The organism is uncultured Microbacterium sp. (genome assembly GCF_937927635.1).
GTDB lineage: Bacteria > Actinomycetota > Actinomycetes > Actinomycetales > Microbacteriaceae > Microbacterium.
The window spans coordinates 230,022-249,882 of the sequence record NZ_CALBRW010000017.1 but is presented as its reverse complement, the minus strand read 5'-3'; the positions used below and the strand labels follow the sequence as shown (position 1 = coordinate 249,882).

Below are 19,861 nucleotides of genomic sequence, written 5' to 3'. Positions count from 1 at the left end.
GGATCGGCATGCCGGTCCCCGCGTAGGATGAGCACAACGCCGGGACGGGAGCACAGATGGCGGATTCGCAGGTCACATCGCAGGGATCCAGCCTGCGTCGGCTGGTGCCGCGCATCTTCTCCCGTGCGCCCCGCGTCAATGACCTCGACAACCTGATCCGCACGGTCCGCGCCAATCACCCCCGCGGCGATCTGCCCATCATCGAGCACGCCTATCGCATCGCGAAGGAGAAGCACGAGGGGCAGTTCCGGCAGAGCGGGGAGCCGTACATCACGCATCCGCTGGCCGTCGCGAAGATCCTCGCCGACCTGGGCCTCGGGCCTCGTGCGGTCGCCGCCGCACTGCTGCACGACACCGTCGAGGACACCGGCTACGCCCTCACCGAGCTGTCCGAGGAGTTCGGCGACGAGGTCGCCATGCTCGTCGACGGCGTCACCAAGCTCGACAAGGTCAAGTACGGCGAGAGCGCGCAGGCCGAGACCGTCCGCAAGATGATCGTCGCGATGTCCAAGGACATCCGCGTGCTGCTGATCAAACTGGCCGACCGGCTGCACAACGCGCGCACCTGGGGCTTCGTGCCGCCCGAGAAGGCCGCGCGCAAGGCCAAGGAGACGTTGGAGATCTACGCGCCGCTGGCCAACCGCCTCGGTATCCAGACCATCAAGTCCGAGCTGGAGGACCTGTCCTTCGCGGTGCTGAACCCGAAGATCTACGCGGAGATCTCCAGCCTGGTGGCGCAGCGCACCCCGCAGCGCGAGAAGTACCTCAAGCAGGTCATCGCAGAGATCGACGAGGATCTGCACGAGCTGCGCATCCGCGGCAAGGTGTTCGGGCGCCCGAAGCAGCTGTACTCCGTGTACCAGAAGATGGTGGTGCGCGGCCGCGAGTTCGACGACATCTACGACCTGATCGGCATTCGCGTGCTGGTGAACTCCGTGCGCGACTGCTACGCGGTGCTGGGCGCCATCCATGCGCGCTGGACCCCGCTGCCCGGCCGCTTCAAGGACTACATCGCCACCCCGAAGTTCAACCTGTACCAGTCGCTGCACACCACCGTGATCGGCCCGTCCGGACGCACGGTGGAGATCCAGATCCGCACGCATGAGATGCATCAGCAGGCCGAGTACGGCGTGGCCGCGCACTGGATGTACAAGGAGCGGATGAACGGCGGCAAGGTCGACACCCGCAAGACCGACGCCGACATGGCGTGGCTCGCGCACATCTCCGACTGGCAGGCCGAGACGGCCGATCCCAGCGAGTTCCTGGATTCGCTCCGTTTCGAGATCGGCGCGAAGGAGGTGTACGTCTTCACGCCCAAGGGGCGTGTCATCGGACTCCCCGCCGGGGCGACCCCGGTGGACTTCGCGTACGCCGTGCACACCGAGATCGGCCACCGCACGATGGGCGCCAAGGTCAACGGCCGCCTGGTGCCGCTAGAGTCCGAGCTGCGCAGCGGCGACGTGGTCGAGGTGTTCACCTCGAAGAACCCGGATGCCGGCCCCAGCCAGGACTGGCTGAGCTTCGTCAAGAGCACCAGGGCGCGCAACAAGATCAAGGGCTGGTTCACCAAGGAGCGCCGCGAAGAGGCCATCGAGCAGGGCAAGGAGTCCATCGCGCGCGCGATGCGCAAGCAGAACCTGCCCCTGCAGCGCCTGATGAGCCAGGAGTCGTTCGCCGAGGTCGCCCGACAGCTGCGCTACGAGGATGTCACCTCGCTGTACGCCGCGGTCGGCGAGGGGCACGTCTCCACGCAGTCCGTGCTGGAGAAGGTCACCGCGCTGGTCGCCTCCGAGCCCGACACCAGCACCGGTGCCATCCAGCTGCCAGGGCATGCACCCAGCCGCGAGGCCAAGGCGGCGGACTCCGGCATCCTGGTCCGCGGCGCATCCGACATCCTCGTCAAGCTGGCGCGGTGCTGCACGCCTGTGCCGGGAGACCCCATCGTCGGCTTCGTCACGCGCGGCAGCGGCGTCTCCGTGCACCGCAAGGACTGCGTGAACGTGAAGGCGCTGGGCGCGGACTCCGAGCGCTTCGTGGAGGTGTCCTGGGCGCCGACCACCAAGAGCGTGTTCCGCGTCCAGATCCAGGTGGAGGCGCTGGATCGCTCGGGCCTTCTCTCGGACGTCACGCGCGTGCTCAGCGAACACCACGTGAACATCCTGTCGGCGTCGGTGTCCACCACCGACGAGCGCCTGGCCCTGAGCCGCTTCGTGTTCGAGATGGGGGACTCCGTGCACCTGGACCGCGTGCTCAACGCCGTCCGCCGCATCGACGCCGTGTACGACGTCTACCGCGTCACGACGTCCTGAGAGCCTGAGCCGCTCTCTCGGCCTGCAGCAGCAGCGCGGCGGCGCGTCGGCCCGGGCGTCTGGTCGCACGCGCGAGCTCGCCCTCGAGAAAGTCCAGCAGCTCCGGCCTGGCCTGAAGGAGCGCGCCCAGCCAGTGATCGTCGCCCTGGTCGAGCGCCGCGGCGTACAGCAGCTCCGAGGCCGTCGCCTCCGGTGTCGTCACGGGGATGCCTCCGACGTCGGCGACGGCGTCGTGCGCGGCGCGACGGTCGTGATAGACCACGCGTGCCCGCGGCGTGACGCGCATGCGCGCTGCGGAGACGCGGCGGATGTGATGCACGGCCGGCGGGGCGTCACCGGCGCCGTGGATCCAGGCGGCGGTCGGGCCGCAGGCCGCGGTGCCTCGGGGGATGAGCATGGCGACGCCGAGCGCCCTGGCATCCGCCTCCTCCACCGTGTCGACGGGCATGAATCCCTCGCCGACCTCGATCACGACCCCGTCGAGACGGGCCGCGCCGAGTTCCGCGAGGGTCAGCCGGTCACCGGGGCGGTAGAACAGCGCGGAGTGCATGCACAACAGTATGAGCCGTGCCGCCCGGTGATGGGCGGGCACGGCTCATGCTGTGGATAACGCGTGCTCAGCCGCGCAGGGCGTTCAGCCAGGAGCGCCGGGCGGCGAGCGCCTCGGTCGCCTCCTTGACGGCCTTCGCGTCGCCGGCCTTCTCGGCGGCGGCCAGCTCCTGCTCGAGCTTCTCGATGGACTCGTTGAGCTGCGCGCTCATGTCGTTCGCACGAGCCTTGGTCTCGGGGTTGTTCTTCTTCCAGTCCACGTCCTCGCGGGACTTCAGAGCCTGCTCGATGGTGCGCATGCGGTCGTCCAGCGCCCGCTCCTTCTCGCGCGGGAAGATGCGTCCGACCTCGTCCCACTGCCGCTGGATGCGGGTGAGCAGGGCGCGCGCCTTCTTGAGGTTCGGCTCGTCGGCCACGGCCTTGGCCTCCTCCAGCAGAGCCTGGCGTGCCTCGATCTTCGGCGCGGACTCGGCCTCATCCGCGGCGGCCTGCTCGGCACGAGCCGAGTACAGCGCGTCGCCCGCGGCCTTGAACTTCGCCCACAGCGCATCGTCGGCCTTGCGTCCGGCACGGCCAGCGGCCTTCCACGCGTCCAGCAGGTCGCGGTAGGCGGGGATGCCGTCCACACCGCGTGGCGCGAGGGCCTCAGCCCGCTCGACCAGGCGCGCCTTGGCGTCGCGAGCGCTGCGGTGCACGTCGTCGAGCTCGGAGAAGAACGCGCGACGCGCCTTGTCGACGCTCGATCGGGCGTCACGGAACCGCTTCCAGAGCTGCTGGGCGGCGCCCTTGGGCAGACGCGGTCCGTTCTGCTGGTGCGACTGCCAGGCGTCGAACAGCTCGGTCATCTCGACCGTGACCTGCTTCCACTGCACCTTCGACAGGTCGCGGGCGGCGATGGCCTCGGCCTTCTCGACGATCACTGTGCGCTCGGCGATGGCGGCGTCCATGGCGGCCTTCGCCGCCTCGGCCTCCTTGGCGGTGGCCTCGGAGAGACTCGCCACGAGGGCCTCGATGCGGCTGCGGAGGCCCGCGAGGTCGCCGACGGCCGCAGCATCCGTCACCTCGCTGAGAAGGCGGTTCGCCTGCTTGGTGAGATCGGATGCCGAACTGCCGCCGCTCTGCGCACGGGTCTCCAGGGTTCCGAACTTCACGGCGAAGTCGTCGAACTTGCGGGCGTAGTATGCCAGCGCCTCATCGGGCGTGCCGTCGGGGTACTGGCCGACCGGACGCCAGGCGTCGCCCTCGCGCACCTCGACGGTGCCGTCCTCGGTGACGCGACCCCACTCGGAGGCATCGGAGGTGATCGGCGCGGATGTCACGGGCGCGGCGGCCGGCGCGGCGGTGACGCGAGGCATCGGACGGCGCGGAGGCGCGGGGATCGGCGGGGTGGGCTTGGGGGCGTTGTCGTCAGACACGGTGTTCTCCTTGCGCGGCTTGCCCGCGGGAGTGGGAAAGGGCTCCGCTCAGCCTAGTTCACTCGCCGGGAGTCTGCGTGGGTGCGGGCGACTCGTCGGCGGGCGGGGTCAGCAGCGGTTCGGGCGCGGGCTCGGTCGCCGTGGGAGACGGCTTCGGAGCGGGTGCGCTGACCTGCGCGTGGACCGCCTGGCTCACTCCGGCCCCGATGACGATGAGTCCGCCCGCGACCACGGCGATCACCGTGTCGCGGCGCCTGCGGGCGACGAGTCCGTCGTTCCAGTCGCGGCGCGCCGCGTAGAGACGTGCTCGTTCCGCATCCGTGCGTGCGCGCTGCTGCGCGCCACGGGAACCGCGTGTCGCCATCGCGTTCCTCTCCCTCCGTCCGGACCGGTGGGCCCGCCATCGCAACCCTATCGCCCGGTCTGCTCACACCATCGTTACCCGTTTGTGAGCGAACTGTTCGACGCGCGTAACGTGGATCGGCCGGTTCGCGAAACACGGGCTCCATAGCTTCGATGCATGGAACAGGGTGCGATGACCGAAAAGCTCAGAGCCGCCGCGGATGTGCTCGTGGTGGGTGCGGGGATGGTCGCGCACCGCTTCGTCGACAGTCTTCTCAGCGGCGGTCAGGACCGCCACTCCGTCACCGTGATCGGCGAGGAGGCGAGGGATCCCTACGACCGCGTGGGCCTGACGTCCTTCTTCTCCGGCGCGACCGCCGACGAGCTCGCGCTGGACCGCAGGGTGTTCGCCGATCCACGGGTGACCCATCTGAGCGGCGATCCCGTGACGCACGTCGACCGTGCCGCGCAGACGGTGCAGACGCTGTCCGGCGCGGTGCTCGCCTACCAGACGCTGGTTCTGGCCACCGGGTCGTATGCTCCGCGGCTTCCGGTCGAGGGCCGCGACCTCGACGGATGCTTCGTCTATCGCACCCTCGACGACGTGGCGCGGCTGCGTGAGCACGTCGCGGAGCGGAGCGCGCGACTGGGACGGACGCTACGCGGCGCGGTGATCGGCGGTGGCCTGCTCGGGCTCGAGGCCGCCGGGGCGCTGCAGGGGATGGATGTCGACTGCACGGTGGTGCAGTCCTCGGATCGGCTCATGTCCGCCCAGCTCGACGCGGCGGGCGGGATCGTGCTGCGGCGTCTCATCGAGGCTCGAGGCATCTCGGTGCGCACCGGAAGCCGCACCAGCCGGCTCGCCGCCGACGAGTCCGGCGCGGTCGCCGCGGTCGAGTTCCAGGACGGAGGCGGCCTGCCCGCCGACGTCGTCGTGTTCACCGTCGGCGTCCGCCCGCGCGACGAGCTCGCCCGCGCGGCGGGACTCGCGGTCCACCCGCACGGAGGCGTGATCATCGACGAGGGATGCCGCACGGACGATCCTCGGATCCTCGCCGTCGGTGAGGTCGCGAGCTTCGAGGGGCGCGCGGTGGGTCTGGTCGCGCCGGGATACGCGATGGCGGAAGTGGCGGCGGCGCGGCTGAACGGCGCGGACGCGTCCTTCCCCGGCTACGACGACTCGACGAAGCTGAAGCTGTCCGGCGTGGACGTGGCGAGCTTCGGGGACGCGATGGCGACGATTCCCGGCGCGCTCGACGTGGTCTACACCGACCCGGTGGCGGGCGTCTACAAGAAACTCGTCCTCTCGGACGATGCGAAGACGCTCCTCGGCGGCATCCTGATCGGCGACGCGTCGGCGTACGGCGCACTGCGGCCGCTCGTCGGGGGCCCACTGGGCGGTGACCCGGCGGCGTACCTGCTGCCGGAGGACCGCATAGAGGCGCCCTCCCGCGAACTGCCCGACGACGCTGTCGTCTGCTCGTGCTCGAACGTCACCGCGGGACGCATCCGCACCGCCGTGCACGAGGAGGGATGCGCGGACGCGGCGGGCGTGAAGAGCTGCACACGAGCGGGCGCCACCTGCGGTTCCTGCGTCTTCATGGTGTCGAAGATCGTCGCCAAGGAACTCGCGAAGTCCGGTCGCACGGCTTCCACGGCTCTGTGCGAGCACTTCGACATGTCACGACGCCAGCTGTTCGACGCCGTGCGCGTGTCGGAGCTCACGACCTTCAGCGCGATCATCGCGCGCTTCGGCCGCGGGCGGGGCTGCGACATCTGCAAGCCCGCCCTGGCCAGCATTCTCTCCGTGCTGGTCGGGGAGCACGTGCTCGACGGCGAGAACGCCGCGCTGCAGGACACCAACGACCATGTGATGGCGAACATGCAGAAGGACGGCACCTATTCGGTCGTGCCGCGCATGCCCGGCGGCGAGGTCACACCTGCCGGATTGATCGCGATCGGCCGGATCGCCGACGACTACGGGCTCTACACGAAGATCACCGGGGGTCAGCGGATCGACATGTTCGGCGCCCGGCTCGAGCAGCTTCCCGCGATCTGGGGGCGCCTCGTCGAGGCGGGATTCGAGTCTGGGCAGGCGTACGGCAAGGCGTTGCGCACGGTGAAGTCGTGCGTGGGCTCCACGTGGTGCCGATACGGCGTCCTCGACTCGGTGGGCATGGCGGTGCGCCTCGAACTGCGCTACCGCGGGCTGCGTGCGCCCCACAAGCTCAAGGTGGGCGTCTCGGGATGCGCTCGCGAATGCGCAGAGGCCCGCAGCAAGGACGTCGGAGTGATCGCCACCGAGACCGGCTGGAACATGTATGTGGGCGGGAACGGCGGATTCTCGCCGAGGCATGCCGAGCTGCTGGCCTCGGAGCTCGACGACGAGGGGCTGATCCGCGCGATCGACCGCTTCTTCATGTACTACATCCGCACGGCCGACCGGCTGCAGCGGACGGCACCCTGGTGTGAGGAACTCGAGGGCGGTCTGGACGGCCTGCGCGAGGTCATCTTCGATGACAGTCTCGGCATCTGCGCTGATCTCGACGCCGCGATGGCGCGCCACGTCGACCGCTACGAGGACGAGTGGGCGGCGACGCTCCGCGACCCGGAGAAGCTGCGGCGCTTCGGCTCCTTCGTGAACGCCGCAGACACCCCCGATCCCTCGCTCGCGTACGTGCCCGTCCGTGGACAGGTGCGGCCGGCGACCGCGGACGAGCGGTCGGCCGAGAGCATCCTCATCGCCGGAACCACCTTGGAGGTGCGCAGATGACCATCGCAGCAGCCGTCGACACGCTCGTGCGCGTGTGCTCAATACGGGACCTGGAAGTGGAACGCGGTCGCGCCGCGCTGCTCGGCAGCACGCAGATCGCGCTGTTCCTCCTCGCGGACGGCACGGTGCACGCCGTGTCGAACCTCGACCCGTACAGCGGAGCGCACGTGATGTCCCGCGGCATCGTCGGCACCAGAGATCAGTCGCCCACGGTCGCCTCTCCGATGCACAAGCAGGTCTTCGATCTGCGCACCGGCCTGTGCGTGGCGACGCAGGGCAGGCCTGCGGCGTCCTTGCGGGTCTGGCCGGTCGTCGTCCGCGATGATGACGTCTACCTCGACTTCGAGGAGCAGGGATGACGCTGATGCTGGGGGTCTCACTTGCCGGGCGCGACGTTCTGCTGGTCGGGGGAGGCGCCGTGTCGGCGCGCCGGCTGCGTCGGTTCGTCGATGAGGGCGCCATCGTGCGGGTCGTCGCGCCGGAGCTGGATCCCGACGCCGCTCGGCTCGTCCGGACGCATGCGCTGGACTGGCGGGCGCGACGGTTCCGCGCCGCGGACCTCGCAGGGGTGTGGATGGTGCACGTCGCGACCGGCGATGCGCACGTCGATCGCCGCGTCGTGGCACTCTGCGAACGACGCCGGATCCTGTGCGTCGCGGCCGGTGACGGATCGCACGGCTCAGCGCGGATGACTGCTCAGACGGAGGCGGGTGACGTCACACTCGGCGTCGTCAGCACCCACGGCGCCGACCCGAGGCGCACGATGGCGATCCGGGATGCGATCGCAGACCTCGTGGCCAACGGACGCCTCCCGCTGCGCCGCAACCGGCGAGGCGGGGCAGGCCGCGTGGATCTCGTCGGCGGAGGGCCAGGGCCCGCCGATCTGATGACGGTGCGTGCCCGGCGCCTCATCGCCGAGGCGGACGTGATCGTGACCGACCGTCTCGGGCCCGCGCAGGAGGTCGTCCGTGAACTCGACCCCGGTGTGCAGGTGATCGACGTCGGAAAGCGCCCTGGGGCCCATCCGGTGCCACAGGAGGAGATCAACAGCATCCTCGTCGAGCATGCGCTCGCGGGGCATCGTGTGGTCCGCCTCAAGGGCGGCGATCCGTTCGTGTTCGGCCGCGGTGGTGAGGAGGTGCGGGCCTGCCTCGCCGCCGGTGTCGCCGTCGAGGTCACGCCAGGGGTGTCCAGCGCGATCGCTGTGCCTCAGGCGGCGGGCATCCCGGTCACCCACCGTGGCACCGCAGCCGCCTTCCACGTCGTCAACGGCCAGGGCGGACTCGAGCCTTCGACGCTGGCCGCGATGGGCGATCCCGCGGTGACGACGATCGTGCTCATGGGCGTCGCCGCGCTCCCGCAGCTCGTTTCGGCCGCGGTGCGCAGCGGCATCCCGGGGGAGCGTCCGATGGCGTTCGTCGAGAACGGGCACAGCGCAGTGCAGCGCACCACCCGCACCACGCTGGCGCACGCGCTGACCGCCGCCGCGGAGATCGGCCTCAGCAACCCCGCGGTGATCGTGATCGGCGAGGTCGCACGCGCAGATCTGCTTCTGCCCGCCCCCGCGTCGCAGCGGGTGGCGCTCGCATGACGGCCGCCTCCCTGCCCGACGAGGCCCTGACCGGATGCACGATCGTCATCGCCGCCGACCGGCGCGCGGGCGACCTGGCCAAGGCGCTCGAGCGCCGCGGAGCCGCGGTGTACCGGGCTCCGGCACTGAGCATCCTTCATGCCGCCGATGACGAGCAGCTCATCGAGCGGTCGCGCGCGCTCATCGCGGAACCGCCGGACGTGGTCGTGGTCACCACCGGCATCGGCCTGCGGGGGTGGATGGACGCGGCGCACGAGCGCGGACTGCACGAGCCCCTATCAACCGCCCTGCAGGACGCCCGCTTCATCGCCCGTGGGCCCAAAGCGCACGGCGCCGTCCAGCAGGCCGGCTTCGCGGCGCGGTGGGTCGCCGCATCCGAGACGTCCGCTGAGGTCGCAGAGTACTTGATCGCGGGCGGTGTCGAGGGGCTTCGCATCGCCGTCCAGCACCACGGCGCCGGGGCCGATGGGCTCGACTCCCTGCTCATCGAGCACGGCGCCGACGTCGTGCCGCTCACCGTGTACCGCTGGGGGCCTCCGCCGGACCCGGAAGTGGTGCGGCGCTCCGCGCAGCAGGCCGCATCGGGAGCCGTCGACGCTGTCCTGTTCACCTCGGCGCCGGGTGCGGCAGCCTGGATCCGCGTGGCAGAGGACGCGGGAGCGATCCGTGCCATCCGGGAGCGCGCGGCGAACGGGCGGCTGCTGCTGGCGGCCGTCGGCCCGATCACCGCAGCTCCCTTCGCAGAGGCGGCTCTGAACGTGAAGACGGCCGTGCGGGGAAGGCTCGGATCGCTGGTGCGCTGCGTCGTCGATCATTTCGCCGCGGGCGGCACGCCGTTCGCCACGACCGCGGCGGGGGAACTCGAGGTGCGCAGCGGCGGGGCACTGCTGGACGGTCGTTTCGCCCCGCTCTCCCCATCGTCGGCGAGCATCCTCGGGGCACTGTTCGATGCGCGCGGGCGGGTGCTCTCACGTGAGGAGCTGGGGCGAACGCTTCCGCGCGGGGGCGAGAGCGCCCACGCAGTGGAGATGGCGATCGCGCGCCTGCGCGATGGTCTCGGTGGCGCGGATGCCGTGAGGACGGTGGTCAAGCGCGGATACCGCCTGACCGTGTCGGAGACGGCGTGACCACTCTGATCGCCTGCTCGCACGGCACGGATTCCGGCGCAGGGCGCGCGACGATCGTCCGGCTGGTGGAGATGGTGCGCGAGCTGCTGCCCGGCGTGCGGGTGGTGCAGGCCTTCGTCGACGTCCAGACCCCCGCGATCCGCGACGTCGTCGTCGAGGAGAGCACGGAGGACGACCTGGTCGTGGTGCCCCTGCTGCTGTCAGCGGGCCACCACACCGCCGTCGACATCGCCGACGCGATCGCAGGGCATCCCGGTGCTCGCCGGACCGAGCCGTTGGGATCGCATCCGCTGGTCGCGCACGTGCTCGCCACGCGCCTGCGCGCCGCTGTGAGCGGTTCCTGGCGCGCCGGCGATCGGGTGGTGCTCGCTGCGGCGGGGTCGAGCGATCCCGCCGCGGCGGTCGATGTGGACACGGCGGCCGAGCACCTGCGTGCGCTGATCCCCGCCCCGGTGTCGGTCGGCTATGTCTCGACGATGCGGCCGCGGATCGCGGATGCCGTCGCCGGTTCGCGACTGGAGGGAGCGGGGCGCGTGATCGCGGCCAGCCACCTGCTCGCGCCCGGCTTCTTCGCCGGCCTCGTCCACGAAGCCGGCGCCGATGTGGTCTCCGCGCCACTCGGCGCGGATCCGCGTATCGCCCAGGTCATCGTCGAGCGCTTCCGAACAGCCTGACCACGCAGGGCGTGGCGCGGTCGTTCCCGACCGCGCCACGCCCCTCAGCCGCCAGGTCATCAGACCGCCGTGGGCTGCCGCTCGCGCTCGACATCGGCGAGAACCGACTCGGCGCCGGCGTCGGAATCGAGCTCCGCCGGGGCGGGGGAGACGGATGACGAGGCCGGGACCTCGACCGCGGCGACGGTGCGCGGCGCCGACGTGCCCGCCGTGCGCGGGCGGGTGCGGCCGTGGCTCAGGTAGAGCGGGAGTCCGACGAACAGCAGACCGCCCACGAGGTTGCCCAGCAGGGTGGGGAACTCGTTCCAGATGAGGTAGTCCCACAGCGTGAAGTCCGCCCCGAGCAGCAGGCCGGAGGGGAACAGGAACATGTTGACCACGGAGTGCTCGAAGCCCATGTAGAAGAAGAGCATGATGGGCAGCCACATGCCCAGGACCTTCCCCGTGATGCTGTCCGAGGCCATCGCCAGTACGACGCCGGTGGACACCAGCCAGTTGCACAGCACACCGCGGACGAACAGCGTCAGCATGCCGGCCGCGCCGTGCTCGGCGTAGCCCACGGTGCGGCCGTGACCGATCTCGCTGATCGCCTGCCCGACGGCGCTGGGCTCGGAGGAGAACGAGTACGTGAAGTACAGCGCCATGAGCACCGCGACGAGGACTGCGCCGCCCGCGTTGCCGAGGAGCACCAGGCCCCAGTTCCGGAGCATGGCGGGTACGGTCGCTCCGGGCCTTCGGGCGATCACCGCCAACGGGCCGAGGGTGAACACGCCGGTGAGCAGGTCGTATCCGAACAGATAGAGGATGGCGAAGCCGACGGGGAAGAGCAGGGCGCCCAGCAGGGGCTGGCCGGTCTGCGTCGACACGGTCACGGCGAAGGCCGCTCCCATCGTGAGCAGGGCCGCGCCCATGAAGGCGCGCACGACGGTGTCGCGTGCGGAGAGCTGCATCTTGCTGGCGCCGGCGTCGAGCATGCGCTCGACGAGCTCGGCGGGCTTGACATAGGACATGAGGACCTCCAGTGACAGGAGCCCGACGGGCTCGCTCGGGTCCAGCGTCGCCGGGTCGCGTTTCAGGGGATGGCGGATGGGGTTACGGCAGTGGAACGAAGAGCTCACCTCCCGCCATGCGCGCTGTGAAGTCGCGCGCCTCCGCTGTCGGTGCCGCCCAGTAGCCTGGAGTCATGACCTCCGCTCCGCTCCTCTCGGGTCAGACGCCGCTCGCCGTGCGCATGCGGCCGGTCTCGCTCGACGAGGTGGCGGGGCAGGCGCACCTGCTGCGCTCGGGGTCTCCCATCGTGGCCCTCGCCGATCCTGACGCCAAGGCACCCGGCGCGGTGTCGATCATCCTGTGGGGCCCGCCCGGCACCGGCAAGACGACGCTCGCGCAGGCGATCGCGCGGTCGTCCGGTCGACGGTTCGTCGAGCTGTCCGCGATCACCGCGGGCGTCAAGGACGTACGCGAGGTGATGCAGGAGGCCATCACCCAGCGGGACCTCTACGGCCAGACCACGATCCTGTTCCTGGATGAGATCCACCGCTTCACGAAGGCGCAGCAGGACGCCCTGCTCCCGGGTGTCGAGAACGGCTGGGTGATCCTCATCGCCGCGACCACCGAGAACCCCTCGTTCTCGGTCATCTCACCGCTGCTGTCGCGTTCCCTGCTGCTCACGCTCCAGCCGCTGACCGACGACGACATCGGCGTTCTGGTCGATCGCGCCATCACGGATGCGCGCGGTCTGTCCGGCGCGGTCACGGTGGCCGACGATGCGCGCGCCGCGCTGATCAGGCTGGCCTCCGGGGATGCCCGCCGGGCGCTGACCGGGCTCGAGGCGGCCGCCGCCGTCGCGCTGTCGCGCGGAGGCGAGGCGGAGATCACGGCCGACGACGTCGCTCAGGCCGTGGACCGTGCGCTGCTGCGCTACGACCGCCAGGGCGACGAGCACTACGACGTGATCAGCGCGTTCATCAAGTCCATCCGCGGGTCGGACCCGGATGCCGCGGTGCACTACCTCGCGCGGATGATCGAGGCGGGGGAGGACCCGCGTTTCATCGCCCGCCGGCTGGTCATCTCCGCGGCGGAGGACATCGGTCTGGCGGATCCGCAGGCGCTGTCGATCGCCACCGCCGCGGCGGATGCCGTGGCGTTCATCGGCATGCCGGAGGGCCGCATCCCGCTCGCCGAGGCGACCATCTACCTCGCCACGACGGCCAAGTCGAACGCCGCATACCTGGCGATCGACGCCGCGATCGCCGATGTGCGCGGCGGCGGCTTCGGGCGCGTGCCCATCCATCTGCGCGACGCGCACTATGCGGGTGCGAAGCGGCTCGGCCACGGCAAGGGCTATCGCTACCCGCACGACAGCGATGCGGGCATCCTGCCGCAGCAGTACCTTCCCGACGAGCTCGTCGGCCGGCACTACTACGAGCCGAAGAACCTCGGCGCCGAGCGCGATGTCTCCGCGCGGCTCGAGCGCATCCGCCGCATCCTCGGCGACCGCTGAGACGCCCGGGCTCGTCTGATAGCATGGATTGGCTCGAAACCCAGTTTTCGGGCATCCCTCCATTCCTGAAGCACTTCCCGGCGCGCCTCGGCGTACGCGGCGGAAAGGCGGAGCAGAGGAGATACGCCCGCGAGTCGTGAAAGACACGTCCGCGTCATGGAAGGAGCACTTCGTGGTCACGAAGTCTCAGGACCGCCGCAAGGTCCGCCTCAGCCGCGCGCTGGGCATCCCGCTCACCCCGAAGGCCGCCCGCTACCTCGAGAAGCGTCCCTACGCTCCCGGTGAGCACGGCCGCACCAAGCGCAAGGCCGACAGCGACTACGCCGTCCGTCTGCGCGAGAAGCAGCGTCTGCGCGAGCAGTACGGCATCCGCGAGAAGCAGCTGCGCATCGCGTTCAACGAGGCCCGCCGCAAGGACGGCCTGACCGGTGAGAACCTGGTCGAGCTGCTCGAGATGCGTCTCGACGCCCTCGTGCTGCGTGCCGGCTTCGCCCGCACCACCGCGCAGGCCCGTCAGCTGGTCGTGCACCGTCACATCCTGGTCGACGGTCAGCTCGTCGACCGCCCGTCCTTCCGCGTGAAGCCGGGTCAGCTCATCCACGTCAAGGCCAAGTCGGAGGCTCTCGAGCCCTTCCAGGTCGCAGCCGCCGGCGGTCACGCCGAGGTCCTGCCCCCGGTTCCCGGCTACCTCGAGGTCGAGCTGGACAAGCTGCAGGCCCGTCTGGTCCGTCGTCCGAAGCGCGTCGAGGTCCCCGTGACCTGTGAGGTGCAGCTGGTCGTCGAGTACTACGCGGCTCGCTGATACAGCATCCGTGCGAGAGGCGTCGGGGGATTCCCCGGCGCCTCTCGTCGTAGGATGGCGGAATGAAGAATCTGCTCTGGTTCCTGATCGGTGTGATCGGCGGTTTCGTCGCCGCGCACTTCATGAACAAGGACCCTCGGGGTCAGGAGATCTTCGCCGACATCGACGCGCGCATCTCGGAGTTCACCGGCATCCTCGGTGAGGCGTACCGCCAGCAGGAGGCGCGCCTGTCGGACCCCGCAGACGACTGACCACGATTCATCCCTCCGCGTCCGCGGGACGCGACCGAGCCATGCAAGGACACCTGAGAGCACTATGAGAACTGCGGAGATCGCGCAGCGCTACCTCGACTTCTTCGAGAAGAACGACCACGTCATCGTCCCGTCGGCATCGCTGGTCAGCGACGACCCGTCGCTGCTGTTCACGGTCGCGGGCATGGTCCCGATGATCCCGTACCTGACCGGAGTCGTCCCCGCGCCGCATCCCCGCATCGCAGACGTGCAGAAGTGCATCCGCACCAACGACATCGAAGAGGTCGGACGCACCGCGCGGCACGGCACCTTCTTCCAGATGCTCGGCAACTGGTCCTTCGGCGACTACTTCAAGGAAGGCGCCATCCGCTACGCGTGGGAGCTGCTGACCTCATCCGAGGCCGACGGCGGCCTGGGCTTCGACGAGAAGGACCTCTGGGTCACCGTCTTCGAGACCGACGACGAGGCGGAGTCGATCTGGCGCGACATCATCGGCCTCAAGCCCGAGCGCATCCAGCGGCTGGGCCGCGAGGACAACTACTGGAACACCGGTCAGCCCGGCCCCGGCGGCCCCGACTCGGAGATCTTCTTCGACCGCGGCCCGGCGTACGGCAAGGACGGCGGGCCCGCCGCAGACGACACCCGGTTCCTGGAGATCTGGAATCTCGTGTTCATGCAGGACTTCATCGACAACGTCCGCGGCAAGACCGAGTTCGACATCGTCGGCGACCTGCCCATGAAGAACATCGACACCGGCATGGGCCTGGAGCGCGTCGCGTTCCTGAAGCAGGGCGTCGAGAACATGTACGAGACCGACCAGGTGCGCCCCGTGCTGGACCGCGCCATCGAGCTGTCCGGCAAGAAGTACGGCGCCGTCCACGAGGACGACGTGCGCTTCCGCGTGGTCGCCGACCACGTGCGCTCTTCGCTGATGCTCCTCTCCGACGGCGTCCGCCCCTCCAACGAGGGCCGCGGGTACATCCTGCGCCGGCTGATGCGCCGCACGGTGCGCGCCATGCGCCTGCTGGGCGTGGAGGACCCGACGTTCCCCGAGCTGTTCGCCGTGTCCAAGGACGCCATGAAGTCGGCCTACCCGGTGCTGGAGAAGGACTGGTCGATGCTGTCGGCATCCGCCTTCGCCGAGGAGGAGACCTTCCGTCGCACCCTGGTGCAGGGATCGACCATCCTCGACCTGGCCCTGGACGAGACCCGCAAGGCCGGCGGATCCACGCTCAGCGGCTCGCAGGCGTTCCTGCTGCACGACACCTACGGCTTCCCGATCGACCTCACGCTGGAGGTCGCCGAGGAGGCGGGGCTGGACGTGGACCGCCCGGCGTTCGATGAGCTCATGCGCGGACAGCGCGAGCGCGCCAAGGCCGACGCCCGCAGCCGCAAGCGCCAGCGCGCCGATGTGTCGGTGTACCGCGACTTCCGTGCACTGGGGGAGACCTCGTTCGTCGGCTACGACGATCTGAAGACCGAGTCCCGCGTGCTGGGCATCCTGGTCGACGGCGCGCCCGTGCAGACCGCGACCGAAGGCCAGGTCGCCGAGGTCATCCTCGCCGAGACCGCGCTGTACGCCGAGTCCGGCGGTCAGGTGGCCGACAAGGGCACCATCGTCGGTGCGGGCTTCGAGCTGGATGTCCTCGACGTGCAGAAGCCCGTGCCCGGGCTGATCAGCCACACCGTGCACGTGGATTCCGGCGCGGTCGCCGTCGACGATCCCGCGACCACCGTCGTCGACGCTGCGAACAGGCACGCCGCCCGTCAGGCGCACTCCGCCACGCACCTCGTGCACGCCGCTCTGCGCGACACGCTCGGCAAGACGGCCACGCAGGCGGGCTCGCTCAACCGCGCCGGGTACATGCGCTTCGACTTCGCCTGGTCGCAGCCGCTGTCGGCAGAGACCCGCACGGAGATCGAGGACATCACCAACCGCGCTGTCAATGACGCGCTCGAGGTGACGACCCGGGTGATCTCGCTGGACGAGGCCAAGGAGGCCGGCGCCATGGCGCTGTTCGGCGAGAAGTACGGCGACATCGTGCGCATGGTCGACATCGGCGGACCCTGGTCGCGTGAGCTCTGCGGTGGCACCCATGTCTCCTCCAGTGCCGAGATCGGCCTGGTCAGCGTCGTCGGCGAGTCCTCGGTCGGCGCGTCCAACCGCCGCATCGAGGCGCTGGTCGGCCAGGACGCCTTCCGCGAGCTGGCTGCCGAGCGCACGGTGGTCTCGCAGCTGTCCGCCGCGCTGAAGGCGCCGCGCGATCAGCTCTCGGCCCGTATCGAGGAGCTGCAGGCGAACCTGAAGGCCGCCGAGAAGCGCATCACCCAGTTCGAGGCCGCGGAGCGCGCCGGTCGTGTGCCGGCCCTGGCCGAGGCCGCGCAGCAGTTGGGCTCGTACCGGGTGGCCGCCACCTCGCTCGGCGAGGTCGGCTCGGCTGACGACGTGCGCACCCTCGCGCTGAGCGTTCGCGAGCGGCTGGGTTCGGATGCCGCGGTCGTCGCGTTCGGCGGAATCGTGAATTCCCGCCCGATCGTCGTGGTCGCCACGAACGATGCCGCTCGCAAGGCCGGAGCGAAGGCGGGCGCGCTCGTGCGCATCGCCGCCGGCGTGCTCGGCGGCGGCGGCGGCGGCAAGGACGATGTCGCCCAGGGCGGGGGCACGGATGCTTCGGCGCTGGATGCCGCGCTGGCTGCCGTCACCATGGAGCTCTCGGCAGCGTGACCGGATTCCGCCGCGGCGCCCGGCTCGGCATCGACGTGGGCAAGGCCCGTGTCGGTGTCGCGCGCTGCGATCCGGACGGCATGCTCGCCGTGCCGGTGGAGACCGTGCCGAGGTCGGAGGCCTCGGTCGACCGGATCGCCGAGCTCGCCCGGGAGTGGGAGCCGATCGAGTTCGTCGTGGGGCTGCCGGTGAACATGCGGGGCGAGGAGACCCTGTCCACCAAGGATGCCCGCGATTTCGCCGCTCGGCTCGGCCGTCGCACCGGCATCGCCGTGCGCATGGTGGACGAGCGGCTGAGCACCGTGAGCGCGTACACGGCACTGCATTCCTCGGGCAGGACTCAGAAGAACTCTCGTAGCATTGTGGATCAGGTGGCCGCGGTCGTGCTCCTGCAGCACGCGGTCGATACCGAGAAGAGCACCGGGAACCCCGCCGGCGCGTTGATCGAACTCGATGAGGAGCCCTCTCACGATGCCTGACTCACACGAGTCCCCGTCCGTGCCGGGGCTGGACGGTCTCTTCGACGATCTGCCCACGGCATCCTCTCCGCTGCCGGAGCGCGAGCAGCGCGAGCGGGCGGCGCCGGGTTCGCGCCGTGCGATGCGCGAGGCTCGCGAGGCCGCCGAGTGCGCGCAGGGTGACGAGCGCACACGGGGTGACGAGCGCGCACGGGGTGCTGCCCCCGCACCTGCGCCGGCTGCGGCACCCGCGCACCGCTCCACCTACGTGCCGGTCACAGCGCAGGCATCCGCCTCCGATCCCGAGCGGTCGGCCAAGGACCCCTTGACGGTCGCCTCCGAGGTCGCACCGCTCCTGCCAGCCGAGTCCTCGGCGGGCGCACCCTTCGGGCAGGAAGGCGGCCTGGATTCGCTGTTCTCGCCCGAGCGCCACAAGCCCGTGCCGCCGAAGAAGCGCGGTCGCGGCTGCCTGATCTGGCTGATCGTCCTGCTGGTCGTGCTGGGCGCCATCGCGGCGGGCGGCGCGTGGGTGTACAGCACGTACAAGCCGCAGATCGACAAGGTGATGGGCTGGGGCGAATCCGCGGACTACCCGGCAGGGCAGGCATCCGGCGAGGCGACCCTCACCATCCTGAAGGGCGACACCGGCTCCCCGGTCTCGACCGCGCTGTACAAGGCCGGTGTGACGAAGACCGACCGCGCGTTCTACGACTACCTGATCCAGGAGAACAAGTCGGTCACGTTCTATCCGGGCGTCTACAAGCTGCAGAAGAAGATGACCGCCGCCGCAGCACTGGCGGCGCTGCAGGATCCGAAGAATCGGATGGCGAACACCGTGCGCATCGCGGAGGGCGGCACCATGGCGTCGTCGCTGCCGCGGATCGTCGACGGCGTCGGGCTGAAGCTCGAGGACCTGCAGGCCGCTGTCAAGGATCCGACGGTCTACGGCGTGCAGGCGAAGTCGCTGGAGGGGTGGCTGTTCCCGGCCACGTACACGTTCGATCCCGGCGTGACGGCGAAGGACGTCATCCAGCGGATGGTGGATCGCACTCGCGAGTCGCTGCAGAAGGCGGGAGTGCCGGATGCCGACGCGCAGCGCGTGCTGACGATCGCGTCGATCATCGAGCGCGAGGCGCGCACGCCGGACTTCGCGAAGGTGTCGCGGGTGATCGAGAATCGGCTCGCCGACGGCATGAAGCTGCAGATGGACTCCACGGCTCAGTACGGGTTCGGCGAGCTCCACGCGGGCAAGGCCAGCACATCGAAGGAGGCGCAGAACAACGACAACGCGTGGAACACGTACGTCATCACCGGTCTGCCCGCCACGCCCATCGCCAGCGCGGGGGATGCCGCGATCGACGCGGCCATGCATCCCGCCGACGGGCCCTGGCTGTACTTCGTCACCGTGAACATGAGCACCGGCGAGACGCAGTTCTCCACCACGTACGAGGAGCACCAGCAGGCCATCAAGAAGATGCAGGCGTGGTGCAAGGCCAACCCGGGCACGGGTTGCTGAGGTGACCGCACGAACCCTGCTGGCGGTGTGGGGCGACCCCATCGGCCACAGCCGCTCACCGGCGCTGCACGGCGCCGCCTACCGCCGGATGGGCCTGGACTGGCAGTACGGACGTCAGCGGGTCGACGCAGCGGGCTTCGGCGCCGCGCTGGCCGGTCTCGACGACAGCTGGCGGGGGCTGTCGCTCACCATGCCGCTGAAGGCAGCCGCGCTGGAGGCCGCCGATGAGATCGACGCGCATGCGCGATTGACCGGCGCCGTGAACACACTGCTGCTGGGCGAGCGACTGCGCGGTTTCAACACCGATGTCGGCGGGATCGTCGACGCGTTCAGGAACGCCGGGGTCACCGGCATCCGCTCGGCTCGTATCCTCGGCGCCGGCGCGACGGCGGCATCCGCTCTGGTCGCGCTGGGGGAGCTGGGCGCGACAGCGGTGGAGGTGCGCGCGCGCCGCCCTGAGTCGGCCGGGCGGATGCTGAGCATCGGCGAGCAGCTGGGCGTGGCGCTCACGGTGGTGCCGTTCGACGCACCGGTGGATGCCGTCGATGCGACCGTCGCGACGCTGCCCAGCGGCACGGCGCTGGATGCCGGGATCTCCGCGCCCCTGGCGGACAGCGGCGGCGTGCTGTTCGAAGCCGCCTACGCGCCGTGGCCGTCTGCGCTGGCCTCTCAGTGGCGGAATCCTCGGGTGATCTCCGGGTTCGAGATGCTGCTGTACCAGGCCGTGCGGCAGATCCGCATCTTCCTGCACGGTGACCAGGACCGCCGTCTTGACGACGAGGACGTCATCGTGGCGATCATGCGCGCTGCAGCCATGGAAGACTAG

Annotated in this window: 17 protein-coding genes; 13 read left to right on the top strand and 4 right to left on the bottom strand. The window is 70.2% G+C overall.

Translation table 11 applies throughout. The features are described 5' to 3' along the window. Positions 1-56: 56 nt before the first annotated feature. Positions 57-2,309, top strand: a complete 2,253-nt coding sequence (locus Q0568_RS07820; RefSeq protein WP_298864921.1) for a bifunctional (p)ppGpp synthetase/guanosine-3',5'-bis(diphosphate) 3'-pyrophosphohydrolase — start codon at positions 57-59, stop codon at positions 2,307-2,309. On the opposite strand, the gene Q0568_RS07815 is transcribed toward Q0568_RS07820, so the two are convergent. The 3 genes from Q0568_RS07815 to Q0568_RS07805 all read right to left on the bottom strand — a co-directional run bounded on the left by Q0568_RS07815 (position 2,296) and on the right by Q0568_RS07805 (position 4,637). After that, complete coding sequence (locus Q0568_RS07815) at positions 2,296-2,859, bottom strand: type IV toxin-antitoxin system AbiEi family antitoxin (protein ID WP_298864918.1); 564 nt, start codon at positions 2,857-2,859, stop codon at positions 2,296-2,298. The genes Q0568_RS07820 and Q0568_RS07815 overlap by 14 nt on opposite strands. A 67-nt stretch (positions 2,860-2,926) precedes the next feature. Beyond that, on the bottom strand, positions 2,927-4,213 hold the full coding sequence (locus tag Q0568_RS07810; protein ID WP_298865259.1) for a DUF349 domain-containing protein: 1,287 nt from the start codon (positions 4,211-4,213) through the stop codon (positions 2,927-2,929). A gap of 118 nt (positions 4,214-4,331) precedes the next feature. Beyond that, positions 4,332-4,637: a hypothetical protein gene (locus Q0568_RS07805; RefSeq protein WP_298864915.1), complete on the bottom strand. Its 306-nt coding sequence runs from the start codon at positions 4,635-4,637 to the stop codon at positions 4,332-4,334. A 171-nt stretch (positions 4,638-4,808) separates the two neighbouring features. Between Q0568_RS07805 and nirB the strand changes: the two genes are divergently transcribed. From nirB to Q0568_RS07780, 5 genes are read left to right on the top strand one after another with little or no spacing between them, the layout of a single operon-like run. Beyond that, complete coding sequence (nirB, locus tag Q0568_RS07800; protein ID WP_298864912.1) at positions 4,809-7,388, top strand: nitrite reductase large subunit NirB; 2,580 nt, start codon at positions 4,809-4,811, stop codon at positions 7,386-7,388. Next, a complete protein-coding gene (gene nirD / locus Q0568_RS07795) occupies positions 7,385-7,747 on the top strand; it encodes a nitrite reductase small subunit NirD (protein WP_298864909.1) in 363 nt (120 codons plus the stop codon). The genes nirB and nirD overlap by 4 nt, the downstream gene beginning before the upstream one ends. Continuing rightward, positions 7,744-8,979, top strand: coding sequence for a uroporphyrinogen-III C-methyltransferase (cobA, locus tag Q0568_RS07790; RefSeq protein ID WP_298864906.1), 1,236 nt, complete (start codon positions 7,744-7,746; stop codon positions 8,977-8,979). Before nirD ends, cobA begins: the two co-directional genes overlap by 4 nt. Continuing rightward, positions 8,976-10,106 (top strand): uroporphyrinogen-III synthase, encoded by a 1,131-nt coding sequence (locus Q0568_RS07785; protein WP_298864903.1) that lies wholly within the window; start codon positions 8,976-8,978, stop codon positions 10,104-10,106. Before cobA ends, Q0568_RS07785 begins: the two co-directional genes overlap by 4 nt. Continuing rightward, positions 10,103-10,780: a sirohydrochlorin chelatase gene (locus Q0568_RS07780; RefSeq protein ID WP_298864898.1), complete on the top strand. Its 678-nt coding sequence runs from the start codon at positions 10,103-10,105 to the stop codon at positions 10,778-10,780. The genes Q0568_RS07785 and Q0568_RS07780 overlap by 4 nt, the downstream gene beginning before the upstream one ends. Before the next feature lie 59 nt (positions 10,781-10,839). On the opposite strand, the gene Q0568_RS07775 is transcribed toward Q0568_RS07780, so the two are convergent. After that, positions 10,840-11,790: a formate/nitrite transporter family protein gene (locus Q0568_RS07775; RefSeq protein ID WP_298864895.1), complete on the bottom strand. Its 951-nt coding sequence runs from the start codon at positions 11,788-11,790 to the stop codon at positions 10,840-10,842. Between the two features lie 173 nt (positions 11,791-11,963). On the opposite strand from Q0568_RS07775, the gene Q0568_RS07770 reads away from it, so the two are divergent. From Q0568_RS07770 to Q0568_RS07740, 7 genes are all read left to right on the top strand, one after another. Then, the gene (locus Q0568_RS07770; RefSeq protein WP_298864892.1) at positions 11,964-13,283 is read left to right on the top strand and encodes a replication-associated recombination protein A; all 1,320 of its coding nucleotides are present in this window, start codon (positions 11,964-11,966) and stop codon (positions 13,281-13,283) included. Between the two features lie 172 nt (positions 13,284-13,455). Further along, positions 13,456-14,085 (top strand): 30S ribosomal protein S4, encoded by a 630-nt coding sequence (gene rpsD / locus Q0568_RS07765; protein ID WP_182253198.1) that lies wholly within the window; start codon positions 13,456-13,458, stop codon positions 14,083-14,085. Between the two features lie 62 nt (positions 14,086-14,147). After that, positions 14,148-14,336, top strand: coding sequence for a hypothetical protein (locus Q0568_RS07760; RefSeq protein WP_298864878.1), 189 nt, complete (start codon positions 14,148-14,150; stop codon positions 14,334-14,336). A 64-nt stretch (positions 14,337-14,400) separates the two neighbouring features. Then, positions 14,401-17,061: an alanine--tRNA ligase gene (alaS, locus tag Q0568_RS07755; RefSeq protein WP_298864875.1), complete on the top strand. Its 2,661-nt coding sequence runs from the start codon at positions 14,401-14,403 to the stop codon at positions 17,059-17,061. After that, complete coding sequence (ruvX, locus tag Q0568_RS07750; protein ID WP_298864872.1) at positions 17,058-17,540, top strand: Holliday junction resolvase RuvX; 483 nt, start codon at positions 17,058-17,060, stop codon at positions 17,538-17,540. The genes alaS and ruvX overlap by 4 nt, the downstream gene beginning before the upstream one ends. Further along, a complete protein-coding gene (gene mltG, locus Q0568_RS07745; protein ID WP_298864869.1) occupies positions 17,533-19,035 on the top strand; it encodes an endolytic transglycosylase MltG in 1,503 nt (500 codons plus the stop codon). Before ruvX ends, mltG begins: the two co-directional genes overlap by 8 nt. A gap of 1 nt (position 19,036) precedes the next feature. Beyond that, positions 19,037-19,861, top strand: coding sequence for a shikimate dehydrogenase (locus Q0568_RS07740; RefSeq protein WP_298864866.1), 825 nt, complete (start codon positions 19,037-19,039; stop codon positions 19,859-19,861).

What these genes read in the sequence shown, in the direction of transcription:
- Q0568_RS07820 (WP_298864921.1), top strand. Translation starts at nt 57, where the DNA reads ATGGCGGATTCGCAGGTCACATCGCAGGGATCCAGCCTGCGTCGGCTG.
- Q0568_RS07815 (WP_298864918.1), bottom strand. Translation starts at nt 2,859, where the DNA reads ATGCACTCCGCGCTGTTCTACCGCCCCGGTGACCGGCTGACCCTCGCG.
- Q0568_RS07810 (WP_298865259.1), bottom strand. Translation starts at nt 4,213, where the DNA reads ATGCCTCGCGTCACCGCCGCGCCGGCCGCCGCGCCCGTGACATCCGCG.
- Q0568_RS07805 (WP_298864915.1), bottom strand. Translation starts at nt 4,637, where the DNA reads ATGGCGACACGCGGTTCCCGTGGCGCGCAGCAGCGCGCACGCACGGAT.
- nirB (WP_298864912.1), top strand. Translation starts at nt 4,809, where the DNA reads ATGACCGAAAAGCTCAGAGCCGCCGCGGATGTGCTCGTGGTGGGTGCG.
- nirD (WP_298864909.1), top strand. Translation starts at nt 7,385, where the DNA reads ATGACCATCGCAGCAGCCGTCGACACGCTCGTGCGCGTGTGCTCAATA.
- cobA (WP_298864906.1), top strand. Translation starts at nt 7,744, where the DNA reads ATGACGCTGATGCTGGGGGTCTCACTTGCCGGGCGCGACGTTCTGCTG.
- Q0568_RS07785 (WP_298864903.1), top strand. Translation starts at nt 8,976, where the DNA reads ATGACGGCCGCCTCCCTGCCCGACGAGGCCCTGACCGGATGCACGATC.
- Q0568_RS07775 (WP_298864895.1), bottom strand. Translation starts at nt 11,790, where the DNA reads ATGTCCTATGTCAAGCCCGCCGAGCTCGTCGAGCGCATGCTCGACGCC.
- Q0568_RS07770 (WP_298864892.1), top strand. Translation starts at nt 11,964, where the DNA reads ATGACCTCCGCTCCGCTCCTCTCGGGTCAGACGCCGCTCGCCGTGCGC.
- Q0568_RS07760 (WP_298864878.1), top strand. Translation starts at nt 14,148, where the DNA reads ATGAAGAATCTGCTCTGGTTCCTGATCGGTGTGATCGGCGGTTTCGTC.
- alaS (WP_298864875.1), top strand. Translation starts at nt 14,401, where the DNA reads ATGAGAACTGCGGAGATCGCGCAGCGCTACCTCGACTTCTTCGAGAAG.
- mltG (WP_298864869.1), top strand. Translation starts at nt 17,533, where the DNA reads ATGCCTGACTCACACGAGTCCCCGTCCGTGCCGGGGCTGGACGGTCTC.